Below are 11,652 nucleotides of genomic sequence, written 5' to 3' on the forward strand. Positions count from 1 at the left end.
CCCCGGCGGAGCCCCCGGCATCAGCGGCGCCCCTTCGGCAGGCCGAGCAGGCGTTCGGCGATGATGTCGCGCTGGATCTCGTTCGTGCCCGCGTAGAGGGGACCAGCGAGTGCGAAGACGTACCGCTCCGCCCAGTCGGTGTCCGCCGTCTCGCCCTCCGGGCCGAGGAGGTCGAGGGCCGTCTCGTGCAGCGCGAGGTCCAGTTCGGACCAGAAGACCTTGTTGAGGCTCGACTCCGGGCCGACCGCCTCGCCGTCCAGAAAACGGGAGGCCGCCGCGTACGTGAAGAGCTGGTAGGCCCGCGCGCCGATCAGGGCATCGGCCACCCGGTCCCGCGCCGGCACCGGACCGCCCCGCTCCCGCCACAGCCCGTCCAGCCGTCGCGCGGTGGCGAGGAAGCGGCCGGGGGAGCGGAGCATCAGCCCGCGTTCGTTGCCCGCCGTCGACATCGCGATCCGCCACCCCTGGCCGGGTGCGCCGATCACGTCCTCGTCGGGCACGAAGACCTCGTCCAGGAACAGCTCCGCGAAGGCCGGCTTGCCGTCGAGACGGGCGATCGGGCGGACCGTGACGCCGGGGGCGCGCAGGCCGAACATGAGGTACGTCAGGCCCTGGTGAGGTCTCGGGGCCTCGGGGTCGCTGCGGAACAGGCCGAACGCGCGGTCGGCGAACGCGGCACGCGAGGACCAGGTCTTCTGGCCGCTCAGCGACCAGCCCCCGTCCGTGCGCACGGCCCGCGCCCGCAGCGACGCCAGGTCCGAACCGGCCTCGGGCTCCGACCAGGCCTGCGCCCAGATCACCTCGCCGGAGGCCATCGCGGGCAGCACCCGGGCCCGCTGCTCCTCGGTGCCGTGGTCGAGGAGGGTCGGGGCGAGCAGCTGGATGCCGTTCTGGCCGACCCGTCCCGGGGCGCCCGCCGCGTAGTACTCCTCCTCGAAGAGCAGCCACCGCAGCAGACCGGAGTCCCGTCCGCCGTACGCCGACGGCCAGTTGACCACCGACCAGCGGTCCGCGGCGAGCTCCGCCTCCCAGGCGCGGTGCGCGGCGAAACCCTCCGCCGTCTCCAGCGAGGGCAGCGGCTCGCGCGGCACATGCGCGTCCAGCCACTCCCGCGCCTCGGTGCGGAACTCCTCGTCCGCCGGGGAAAACACGAGGTCCACGACCGCCCTCCTTCCCTAACAAGTGTTTGGTAGGTTAGCGTGAGCCCATGACAGACGTCGAGAGCCCGACGTACGTGCCCGGTCACGGCCTGCTGACAGGCCGGACCGCCGTCGTCACCGCGGCGGCCGGCGCGGGAATCGGCGGGGCCACGGCGCGACGCCTCCTGGAGGAGGGCGCGCGCGTGCTGATCAGCGACGCGCACGTGCGGCGGCTCAAGGAGCACGAGGCGGAGCTGGCCGCCGAGTTCGGCCCGGCGTCGGTCGCCGCCGTGCCCTGCGACGTCACCGACGAGACACAGGTGCGCACCCTCTTCGAGACGGCCGTGCGGGAGCACGGACGCCTCGACGTCGTGGTCAACAACGCCGGTCTCGGCGGCACCGCGGAGCTCGTCGACATGACCGACGACCAGTGGTCCCGCGTCCTGGACGTGACGCTGAACGGCACCTTCCGGTGCGTGCGGGCCGCGCTCCGCCACATGAGGGAGACCCATGGCGGCGTGATCGTCAACAACGCCTCCGTCGTCGGCTGGCGCGCCCAGGCCGGGCAGGCCCACTACGCCGCCGCCAAGGCCGGAGTGATGGCGCTGACCCGCTGCGCGGCGGTCGAGGCGGCCGGCTACGGGGTCCGGGTCAACGCCGTGGCACCCAGCCTCGCCCTGCATCCGCACCTGGTGAAGGTCACCACGCCCGAACTGCTCGCCGAGCTGACCGCACGCGAGGCCTACGGGCGGTACGCCGAGCCCTGGGAGGTGGCCAACGTGATCGTGTTCCTGGCCTCCGGATACTCCTCGTACATGACGGGAGAAGTGGTCTCCGTCAGCAGCCGGCACGCCTAGGACGACAATGGACCCGTGCCTCCTACGAAGAAGAAGCCCCAGGTGACCGCAGCGCCCGCCCGTCGTAGCGAACTCCTCGGCACCGCCGCCGAGGTCTTCGCCGAGCAGGGCTACAACGCCACCACCGTCCGCAAGATCGCGGACCACGCGGGCATGCTCGCGGGCAGCCTCTACTACCACTTCGACTCCAAGGAGTCGATGCTGGAGGAGATCCTGCGCACCTTCCTCGACGAGCTCTGGGACGGCTACGACGCCGTCCTGGAAGCCGGGCACGGTCCGCGCGAGACGCTTCAGGCCCTGGTCACGGAGTCGTTCCGGGAGATCGACCGGCACCGCCCGGCCGTCGCGATCTACCAGAAGGAGAGCAAGCAGCTCGTGGCGCAGGAGCGGTTCGCGTTCCTCGCCGAGTCACAGCGCCGATTCGAGAAGGCGTGGCTGTCCACGCTGGAGCGCGGCGTCGCCGAGCGGGCCTTCCGTGCCGACCTCGACGTCCGGCTCACCTACCGGTTCGTGCGCGACACGGTGTGGGTCGCCGCGTCCTGGTACCGCCCGGGCGGACAGCACAGCCCGGAGGAGATCGCCCGGCAGTACCTGTCGATGGTGCTGGACGGGATCGCCGTACGCGAATAGCCATTGTCTGCGAGGGAGTTGTCATGGCCGAGGCCTACATCGTCGAAGCGGTGCGGACGCCCGTCGGGCGGCGCGGGGGAGGACTGAGCGCGGTCCATCCGGCCGACCTCGGCGCGCATGCCCTCAAGGAGCTGATGAGCCGCTCGGGCGTCGACCCGGCCGCCGTGGAGGACGTCGTCCTCGGCTGTCTGGACACCGTCGGGCCGCAGGCCGGGGACATCGCGCGGACCTGCTGGCTGGCGGCCGGACTGCCCGAGGAGGTGCCGGGCGTCACCGTCGACCGGCAGTGCGGCTCCTCGCAGCAGGCCGTGCACTTCGCGGCACAGGCCGTGCTGTCCGGCACCCAGGACCTGGTGGTCGCCGGCGGTGTGCAGAACATGTCGATGATCCCCATCGCCTTCGCCACCCGGCAGGCCGCCGAACCCCTGGGGCTGACCCAGGGGCCGTTCGCGGGCAGCGCGGGCTGGCGGGCACGGTACGGGGACAAGCCCGTGAACCAGTTCGTGGGCGCCGAGATGATCGCCGCGAAGTGGGGGATCAGCCGCCGCGACCAGGAGGAGTTCGCGCTGCGCTCCCATCAGCGGGCGGCCCGGGCGATCGACGAGGGGCGCTTCGACCGCGAGACCGTGCCGTACGGGGAGGTCACGGCCGACGAGGGCCCGCGCCGGGACACCTCCCTGGAGAAGATGGCCGGGCTCAAACCGGTCCTGGACGGCGGCACGATCACCGCCGCCTGCTCCTCGCAGGTCTCCGACGGGGCGGCGGCGATGCTGCTGGCCTCCGAGCAGGCCGTGCGCGACCACGGGCTCACCCCACGCGCGCGCGTGCACCATCTCTCGGTGCGCGGCGAGGACCCGATCCGGATGCTCACCGCCCCGATCCCGGCCACCGCCCACGCCCTGAAGAAGACCGGCATGGCCATCGACGACATCGACCTCGTCGAGATCAACGAGGCCTTCGCCCCGGTCGTCCTGGCCTGGCTGAAGGAGACCGGCGCGGACCCGGACAAGGTCAACGTCAACGGCGGTGCCATCGCCCTGGGCCATCCGCTGGGTGCCACCGGCGTGAAGCTGATGACCACCCTGCTGCACGAACTGGAGCGCACCGGCGGCCGGTTCGGCCTGCAGACCATGTGCGAGGGCGGCGGACAGGCCAATGTGACGATCATCGAGAGGCTGTGAGCTGTCACCTGGGAGGGGTAAGCCGTCGGCAGGTGTCCTCGGCCTCCTTCACGATCCGCTCCACCAGTTCCGCGCAGGACGGCAGGTCGTCGATCACCCCGGCGACCTGCCCGGACGCCATCACTCCCAGATCCGTACGGCCGTCCACCATGGACGCCTTGAGCAGCATCGGGGTGTTCGCGGCCAGCAGGACCTGGCCCCAGCTCAGGTCCTTCCCGTGCCTGAGCGCACGGCCGTCACGGAGCATCGAGCGCCAGCTCGTGCCGGACAGCTTCCGGTAGCCCGCCGCCCTGCGGACCGCCTGGAGGGCACCCCGCACCCGGCCCGAGCGCTCCAGCGCGTCGACCAGCTCCGTCCGCAGCATGCGGTGCGGCAGCCCGTCCACGGCCCTGGTGACCGTCACATCCCGTACGGTCGCCGCCAGATACCGTGCCTTCACCGCGTCCGGCACGGTCGAGTCCGAGGTGAGCAGGAACCGCGTGCCCATCGCCACGCCCGCCGCCCCGTAGGCGAGGGCCGCGACCAGTCCGCGTCCGTCGAAGAACCCGCCCGCCGCCACGACCGGTATGCCCACGGCGTCGACCACCTGCGGCAACAGCACAGTCGTCGCCACCTCGCCGGTGTGCCCGCCGCCCTCAGTGCCCTGCACGAGCACCGCGTCCGCGCCCCACGCCGCGACCTTCTCGGCGTGCCGCCGCGCCCCCACGGTCGGCATGACGACCACACCGGCCTCCTTGAGCTCGCCGATCAGCTCCCGGGAGGGGGCCAGGGCGAAGGAGGCGACCCGGACGCCCTCGTCGATCAGGATCCGGACGCGGTCCCCGGCATCCGCCGCGTCAGCGCGCAGGTTCACCCCGAACGGCGCGTCGGTACGGGCCCGGACCTCCCGTACGGCCCCGCGCAGCTGGTCGAGCGTCATCGTCGCGGAGGCCAGGATGCCGAGGGCGCCCGCGTTCGCCGTGGCACTGACCAGGCGCGGGCCCGCCACCCAGCCCATCCCGGTCTGCACGATCGGATGGCGGACGCCGGTCAGCCGGGTCAGTGCCGTCTCCATCACGAGGCGACCTCCCGGGCGCGGGTGCCGGCCGGGTCGACGACCTCACGGATCAGCCGCAGCTCCTCGGCGGTCGGTTCACGGGTCGGCGGCACCTCGTCCGGGACGGTCAGCTCGAAGCCCGTCGCCTCCCTGACCTGCTCCAACGTGACACCCGGGTGCAGCGAGGCCAGCCGCATCGAGCGGTCGGGGGTGGCGAAGTCGAAGACGCCCAGGTCGGAGACGACCCGTGGGATGCGGTGGTGCCGCGCACCGGCCGCACGGTCGTACCCGACGCCGCAGACCATGTCGACCCGCTCGACGAAGACCCGCCGGGAGTGCCTCGGGATCCAGTAACTGGTCGGGTTGTTGAGCGTGTTGACCGGTGCGCCGCGCACCCCGAGCAGCTGCCGCTTCGGCCGCTCCCAGTCGCCGACGCAGGAGATGTTCTGGTTGCCGAACCGGTCGATCTGGCTCGCGCCCATCATCACGTGCCGCCGCCCGCCGGTCACCCAGGCCAGGTGCTGCCGGTACGGCAGCCAGCCCTCCGCCGTCCCGTCCGGGCGGACGAGCGTCGCCTCGCCGTCGGTCAGCAGCAGGTCGGGCGCGAAGGTGAGCCGGGCGAGCCGGGCGCCGACGGAGGGGATCAGCCCCATGGGACTGGCGAGCACCTCGCCGTCGCCCCGCCAGGCCTCGGCGCAGGCGATCACGCAGTACTCGGCGCGGGTGATCACGCGGTGATCGGCACGGTCGGCCCCCGTCATGTCCCCTCCTCCACGGCCGACCGGTACGCCCGCTCGTCCCCGGCGAGGAACCGGGCCGCGAACTCCGGCCAGGGAGTGGTCGCGTAGGTCTTCTGGAAGGCCTCGTCCCGGTCGTAGTCGGGCGCGCAGGAGGTGAAATGCGCGCCGTGCGGGGCCTCGACGACCCCGGTGACCGTGTGACGCTTGATCAGCAGGGTCTGGGGCGGGCCCGCCTTCGTCAACTCGGCCGTGTCGACGATCCGTTCGCAGCTCATGTACGCCGTGTCGGCCGCCTCGCAGAACAGGTCGTCGAAGTAGGGGTCGGGGCCCAGGTACTGGCCGTTGCCCGACCGGTCCGCGCGGTTGACGTGCACGAGGGCCGCGTCCATCCGCAGGGCGGGCATCGCGACGAACGTCTCCCCGTCCTCGTACGGCGAAGTGACCGTCCGCAGGCCGGGGTTGACCCGCATCACGTCCGAACCGAGCCCGGCCCGCACCGGCAGGAACGGCAGCCGGTTCGCCGCCGCGCGCAGCCCCCACATGAACATCGCCTCGTCGATCTCCGTCAGTTCGAAGGCGCCCCGCTCGCGGGCCGCGCGGTAGTGCGGCTCCAGGGGGATCGAGTCGAGGGTGACGAAGGCCGCGACCAGCTTCCGGATCCGCCCGGCTGCGGCCAGCATGCCCACGTCCGGGCCGCCGTACGAGACGACCGTGAGATCGGTGATCCCGGACCGGAGCAACGCTCTCACCAGGGCCATCGGCTTGCGGCGCGAGCCCCAGCCGCCGATGCCGAGGGTCATGCCGCTGTGCAGCCGGGAGACGGCCTCGTCGGCGGTCATGGTCTTGTCGCTCATGGTGTCCCGTCCTTCCCGGCGCTTCCGAAGGTGCCGCGCACCTCCGCACCCACACCACTGAGGCCCGCCTCGAAGGTGAAGCCCTGCTCGAAGCGGTAGCTGCGGCGCACGTCGACGGGGTCGATGCCGTTGATGGCGGCCTTGGCCAGGCGCAGCAGCCGCCCGTCCTTCGCGGCGATCTCGTGTGCCAACTCCATGGCGGAGGCCGTCAGTTCCTCGCGCGGCACGACCCGCCACACCGAGCCGTGCGTGTGCAGCTCGGCCGCGCTCGCCGTGCGGGAGGTGTAGTACAGGGCGCGCATCAGGTGTTGTGGGACCAGCCGGGCCAGATGCGTGGCCGCGCCCAGGGCTCCCCGGTCCAGCTCGGGCAGCCCGAACACCGCGTCCTCGCTCGCCACGATCGCGTCCGCGTTCCCCACCAGGCCGATGCCGCCGCCCAGACAGAAGCCCCGTACCGCCGCCACGACGGGCACCGCGCAGTCGTAGACCGCCGCGAAGGCCTCCGCGCAGGCGCGGTTGGCGCTGATCAGCGCGCTGTTCCCGTCCCGCTGTATCTCCTTGATGTCGACGCCCGCGTTGAACCCCCGCCCCTCGGCCGCCAGGACCACGCACCGGACCTCCGGGTCGCGCCCTGCCGCCCGCACCGCCTCGGCCAGCGCGAACCAGCCGGCCACCGGCAGTGCGTTCACCGGCGGGAAGTCGACCGTGACGACGGCTATGGCCTTTTCCCCTTCGAGACCTTTTTCCGGGAACGAGGTGGAGACACCCATGGCCGCATCAGCTACCTTTCCACCAAACGTTTGTTAGGTGGAAAGGTAGCAGCGAATGGAGCTGGACGGGAAGGTCGCCGTCGTCACGGGCGGCACCCGGGGCGTCGGTGCCGGCATCGCGCGCGCCTTGGTGCGGGCGGGGGCCCAGGTCGTGGTCTGCGCCCGCCGGGCCCCGGAAGTGCCGTGGCCCGGGACCGAGTTCGTGCCGCTCGACGTCCGTGACCCCGAGGCGGTCCGCCGCTTCTTCGCCGGCCTGCCCCGGGTGGACGTCCTGGTCAACAACGCCGGCGGCGCACCGCACCGGTTGCTCACCGCGGCCGACGCCGAGCGGCACGCGCGCGTGGTGGAGCTCAACCTGGTGGCTCCGCTGACCGTGTCCCTCGCCGCGTACGAGCACCTGCGGCGCGCCAAGGGCTCGATCGTCATGATCGGCAGTGTGAGCGGGGGCCGCCCCTCGCCCGGCACCGCCGCCTACGGTGCCGCCAAGGCGGGCCTGGAGAGCCTCGCCCGCTCGATGGCCGTGGAGTGGGCGCCCGGCATCCGGGTCAACACCCTCGTCGTCGGCATGGTCCGCACCGAGCTGTCCCACCTCCACTACGGCGACCGGGACGGCATCGCCGCCGTCTCCCGCACCGTCCCGCTCGGCCGTCTCGCCGAGCCGTCCGACATCGGCGCGGCCGCGGTGTTCCTCGCCTCCGACGCGGCCGCCTACATCAGCGGGGCGAGCCTGCTCGTCCACGGGGGCGGGGAGCGCCCCGCCTTCCTGGACGCCGCGACCGCGAACAAGGAGCTGTGAGATGAGCGCAATCCGCGACGGACGGGTCGTCGTCGTCACCGGCGCCGGGCGGGGGCTCGGCCGTGCGCACGCCCTCGCGTTCGCCGCCGAGGGCGCCCGGCTCGTCGTCAACGACCTCGGCGTCGGCCTCGACGGCACACCCGGAGCCGGCGGCACACCCGGAGCCGATGGCACACCCGAAGCCGGCGGCACACCCGAAGCCGACGGCACGCCCGGCCCTGGCAGCCCGGCAGCCCGGGTCGCCGAGGAGATCCGCGCGGCGGGCGGCGAGGCCGTGGCGCACGCCGGTGACATCGCCACGACCGAGGGCGCCGCCTCGCTGATCCGGACCGCCCTGGAGACGTACGGCCGGCTCGACACGCTCGTCAACAACGCGGGCTTCCTGCGCGACCGGATGCTGGTCAACCTCGACGAGGACGACTTCGACGCCGTCGTACGCGTCCACCTCAAGGGCCACTTCCTGCCCCTGCGGCACGCCGCCGCGCACTGGCGGGCCGAGGCCAAGGCGGGCCGCCGGCCCGAGGCCCGCATCGTCAACACCAGCAGCGGCGCCGGGCTGCTGGGCTCGGTCGGACAGGGCAACTACAGCGCCGCGAAGGCCGGGATCGTCGCCCTGACGCTGGTGGCCGCGGCCGAACTGCACCGCTACGGCGTCCAGGTCAACGCGATCGCCCCCGCCGCCCGGACCCGCATGACGGAACGCACCTTCGCCGACACCATGGCGGTACCCGGCTCGGGCTTCGACACGATGGCCCCCGAGAACGTCTCACCCCTGGTCGTCTGGCTCGGCTCGGCCGACAGCGCCGGGGTGACGGGCCGGGTCTTCGAGGCGGAGGGCGGCCGGATCACGGTGATGCAGGGGTGGCGGCCGGGGCCGAGTGCGGACAAGGGGGAGCGGTGGAGTCCGGCGGAGGCGGGGGAGACGGCACGGAAACTGCTGGCGGAGGCGGGAGAGCCCGGGGCCGTCTACGGAGCGTAGGAAAACGGGGCGTAGGAAAGGCGAGCGTTCCTCTTGCCCAACCGATTCGGGCGATGGGTGGGAGACCCTACGTGTCGCACTCCAGCACGCTCCGGCACAACGCACACCGCGCCCGAACCCGCCCCCGCACCGGCACCCGAATCCGCTGATGACAGGTAGGGCACGGAAACGACACCCGCAACCGCCCACCCCCATCGGGAGAGAACTGGTACCGCACACCCGGCTGCGGCGGCGCCCCCGCCGGCGCATGCCGCCGGTCCCGGGCGTACCGCCGCCGCCCCGCCCACCCCGCCGCCGTCAGCGGCGGCTGCTGCTCATCGCGCCGGGCCAGCTCCATCCCCTTCACATACGCCGTGTACGCCTGAGCGCTGGTGAACCACACCGACGGGTCCTCCCCGAAGACCAGGGCCCGCTTGGCCAGCACGTACCCGAACTCCTCCGGCGTCAGATAGCCCAGCTTCTGCGACGACGCCCCGTCCTCGCGGAACGCGTCCAGCAGCAGCCAGCCCGCGCCCAGATACGTCGTCGCCGTGTCCGTCAGGATCTCGTTGTCCCGGACGCCCGGGAAGGACAGGTCGAGGCGGTGCAGATACACATGCATCACCTCGTGGGCGAGCGCCGCCCCGATGTCCCGCCGATGCGTGCGGAACCGGTCGTTCAGCTCCACGAAGTACTCCGGCCCGGCCGCCAGCTCGACGTTCGCCGCGTGCCGCATCTCCCGGAAGCTCACGATCAGCCGGGCATCCGGAAGCCGGTAGTGCCGCACCAGCTCGTGCGCCACCCGCTGCGCCCCCAGATACAGGTCGTCCGTGTCGCAGAACGCCACATCGGCCGGGACCACGCTGGTCTCGAACGTCTGGATCGTGTCGTACGACAGTCGCTTGTACAGCGCCGTGATGGCGGCCCGCACCGTCTCCAGATGCGGGTAGCCGTGCTCGACCGGCCCGTCGTTCGCCACGCCTCACCCCCAAGACGCCCCAGAACCCGGTTCCACTGTACGAAAGTGTGACGGCCACGGGCGCGCGCCGCCGCCGCGAAAACCGGTCGTCCCGCCCGCGCCCCGCTGGCAGAATCCGGGCCGTGACCAGCGAACAGCGCACCGTGGCCGCCGAGCTCCGGGTGGGCGGCCAGGACGACGACCTCGAAGAGCGGCTCGACGAGGAGCTGACCGCTTTCAACACCGCCGCCGCCGACGGCGCCGTCACCGAGCCGCTTTCCGTCCGCGTCGGCGACGAGAGCGGCGAGCTGATCGGCGGCCTCACCGCCTGGACCTGGGGCAGCCTGTGCTCCGTGGACATGCTCTGGGTGCGGGAGGACCAGCGGCACGTCGGCTGGGGCGGCCGGCTGATGCGCGCGGCGGAGGCCGAGGCGGCCAGGCGCGGCTGCACCGACATGATCGTCTCCACGTACAGCTTCCAGGCGCCCGGCTTCTACCCCCGCCTCGGCTACCGGGAACGGGCCCGCATCCAGGGCGTGCCCGGCGGACACGAGGACGTCTACTTCCACAAGCGGCTCAGCACGGCCGAGGTGTGAGACGGCGTGCGGCGGCCGGGCCTGCTCCCCGTAGGCTGACGCCCCATGACCACCAGCAACACCGGCACCGGTGACGTCGACGCCGTCGTCCGCGAGGAGCTCTCCCGGCTGCGCGACAGCATCGACAACATCGACGCGGCAGTCGTCCACATGCTCGCCGAGCGCTTCAAGTGCACCCAGCAGGTCGGCCACCTCAAGGCCAGGCACCAGCTGCCGCCCGCCGACCCGGCCCGCGAGTCCCGCCAGATCGACCGGCTGCGCACGCTCGCCGAGAACGCCAAACTGGACCCGGCCTTCGCCGAGAAGTTCCTGAACTTCATCGTCGCCGAGGTCATCCGCCACCACGAGCGCATCGCCGACGAAACACTCAACGGCTCCGCCTCCGGCGGCAACTGACCCCGCACGACCGCCCTCAGGGGAGTGACACGGCGCCCCGCGCGGGGCATGCTGCGCTGTGCACAGCATGTCAGCTGACAAGCACTGCGCGTCAGTGTCCCGGACTACTCTGGTCCTCCACGAGGGAGGGGCGTCGGGCCATGCCGTCGGATACCAGGATCCTCATCGTCGACGACCACGAGGACACGCTCTACGCACTGGAAAGCGCCCTGGCCCCGCTGGGCTATCTGCTCGGCCGGGCCACCAGCGGCGACGAGGCGCTCAAGCAGGTGCTCCGCGGCCAGGTCGGTCTGCTGCTGCTCGACGTGCGCATGCCCGGCGTCAGCGGCCTGGAAGTGGTGCGCTACATGCGGCGCGTCGAACAGACCCAGCACATCCCCGTCATCCTGCTCACCGGCTTCGGCGCCGACCACGAACTGACCACCGCCGCCTTCCGCCTCGGCGTCGCCGACCTCGTCATGAAGCCCGTGGACCCCTGGGCCCTGCGCACCAAGGTCCGCTACCTCTACGACGCCCAGCAGCGGCACCTCGCCCTGGAGCGGGAAGTGCGCCGGCTGCGCGCCCTCGTACGGGAGCACACCGAGGCCGTGGCGCACCCCTCGCGCCCCGCACTGCCGCATCCCGACGCGCGCGTACCGACCCAGCGACCCGTGGGGGCGCACGGGGAGTTGCAAAAAGACCGCGCCTAGGGGCCTTCTGATGGATCTCCGCAGCGTCGCGACGCCCGGCACGCACCCTCGC

14 protein-coding genes are annotated in these 11,652 nt (G+C 72.4%); 8 read left to right on the plus strand and 6 right to left on the minus strand.

Annotated features, from left to right (window positions below):
- Positions 1-20: 20 nt before the first annotated feature.
- Complete coding sequence (locus ACWIF2_RS13135) at positions 21-1,160, minus strand: acyl-CoA dehydrogenase family protein (protein WP_454360251.1); 1,140 nt, start codon at positions 1,158-1,160, stop codon at positions 21-23.
- Positions 1,161-1,207: 47 nt separating this feature from the next.
- On the opposite strand from ACWIF2_RS13135, the gene ACWIF2_RS13140 reads away from it, so the two are divergent.
- The 3 genes from ACWIF2_RS13140 to ACWIF2_RS13150 are packed head-to-tail and all read left to right on the plus strand — an operon-like array spanning position 1,208 to position 3,807.
- The gene (locus ACWIF2_RS13140) at positions 1,208-1,996 is read left to right on the plus strand and encodes an SDR family oxidoreductase (RefSeq protein ID WP_454360252.1); all 789 of its coding nucleotides are present in this window, start codon (positions 1,208-1,210) and stop codon (positions 1,994-1,996) included.
- 15 nt (positions 1,997-2,011) lie between these two features.
- Positions 2,012-2,626, plus strand: a complete 615-nt coding sequence (locus ACWIF2_RS13145; RefSeq protein WP_454360253.1) for a TetR/AcrR family transcriptional regulator — start codon at positions 2,012-2,014, stop codon at positions 2,624-2,626.
- A gap of 23 nt (positions 2,627-2,649) precedes the next feature.
- Positions 2,650-3,807 (plus strand): acetyl-CoA C-acetyltransferase, encoded by a 1,158-nt coding sequence (locus ACWIF2_RS13150; protein ID WP_454360254.1) that lies wholly within the window; start codon positions 2,650-2,652, stop codon positions 3,805-3,807.
- A gap of 4 nt (positions 3,808-3,811) precedes the next feature.
- Here ACWIF2_RS13150 and ACWIF2_RS13155 read toward each other — a convergent pair whose 3' ends face one another.
- From ACWIF2_RS13155 to ACWIF2_RS13170, 4 genes are read right to left on the minus strand one after another with little or no spacing between them, the layout of a single operon-like run.
- The gene (locus ACWIF2_RS13155; RefSeq protein WP_454360268.1) at positions 3,812-4,861 is read right to left on the minus strand and encodes an NAD(P)H-dependent flavin oxidoreductase; all 1,050 of its coding nucleotides are present in this window, start codon (positions 4,859-4,861) and stop codon (positions 3,812-3,814) included.
- A complete protein-coding gene (locus ACWIF2_RS13160; RefSeq protein ID WP_454360255.1) occupies positions 4,861-5,604 on the minus strand; it encodes a CoA-transferase subunit beta in 744 nt (247 codons plus the stop codon). The genes ACWIF2_RS13155 and ACWIF2_RS13160 overlap by 1 nt, the downstream gene beginning before the upstream one ends.
- Complete coding sequence (locus tag ACWIF2_RS13165; protein WP_454360256.1) at positions 5,601-6,437, minus strand: CoA transferase subunit A; 837 nt, start codon at positions 6,435-6,437, stop codon at positions 5,601-5,603. The genes ACWIF2_RS13160 and ACWIF2_RS13165 overlap by 4 nt, the downstream gene beginning before the upstream one ends.
- Positions 6,434-7,207 carry an enoyl-CoA hydratase family protein gene (locus tag ACWIF2_RS13170; protein ID WP_454360257.1) on the minus strand — a complete coding sequence of 258 codons (774 nt, stop codon included), beginning with the start codon at positions 7,205-7,207 and terminating at the stop codon, positions 6,434-6,436. The genes ACWIF2_RS13165 and ACWIF2_RS13170 overlap by 4 nt, the downstream gene beginning before the upstream one ends.
- A gap of 55 nt (positions 7,208-7,262) precedes the next feature.
- On the opposite strand from ACWIF2_RS13170, the gene ACWIF2_RS13175 reads away from it, so the two are divergent.
- On the plus strand, positions 7,263-8,003 hold the full coding sequence (locus ACWIF2_RS13175; protein ID WP_454360258.1) for an SDR family oxidoreductase: 741 nt from the start codon (positions 7,263-7,265) through the stop codon (positions 8,001-8,003).
- A gap of 1 nt (position 8,004) precedes the next feature.
- Positions 8,005-8,982, plus strand: a complete 978-nt coding sequence (locus tag ACWIF2_RS13180; protein WP_454360259.1) for an SDR family oxidoreductase — start codon at positions 8,005-8,007, stop codon at positions 8,980-8,982.
- 67 nt (positions 8,983-9,049) lie between these two features.
- Here the strand turns inward: ACWIF2_RS13180 and ACWIF2_RS13185 are convergent, their stop codons facing one another.
- The gene (locus ACWIF2_RS13185; RefSeq protein WP_454360260.1) at positions 9,050-9,940 is read right to left on the minus strand and encodes a hypothetical protein; all 891 of its coding nucleotides are present in this window, start codon (positions 9,938-9,940) and stop codon (positions 9,050-9,052) included.
- A 122-nt stretch (positions 9,941-10,062) separates the two neighbouring features.
- Here ACWIF2_RS13185 and ACWIF2_RS13190 point away from each other — a divergent pair, with 122 nt between their 5' ends.
- From ACWIF2_RS13190 to ACWIF2_RS13200, 3 genes are all read left to right on the plus strand, one after another.
- A complete protein-coding gene (locus tag ACWIF2_RS13190; protein WP_454360261.1) occupies positions 10,063-10,515 on the plus strand; it encodes a GNAT family N-acetyltransferase in 453 nt (150 codons plus the stop codon).
- 45 nt (positions 10,516-10,560) lie between these two features.
- Positions 10,561-10,911: a chorismate mutase gene (locus ACWIF2_RS13195; RefSeq protein WP_454360262.1), complete on the plus strand. Its 351-nt coding sequence runs from the start codon at positions 10,561-10,563 to the stop codon at positions 10,909-10,911.
- A 140-nt stretch (positions 10,912-11,051) separates the two neighbouring features.
- A complete protein-coding gene (locus tag ACWIF2_RS13200) occupies positions 11,052-11,600 on the plus strand; it encodes a response regulator (RefSeq protein WP_454360263.1) in 549 nt (182 codons plus the stop codon).
- The last annotated feature ends 52 nt before the right edge of the window (positions 11,601-11,652 follow it).

Source organism: Streptomyces sp. NPDC055506, assembly GCF_053643595.1.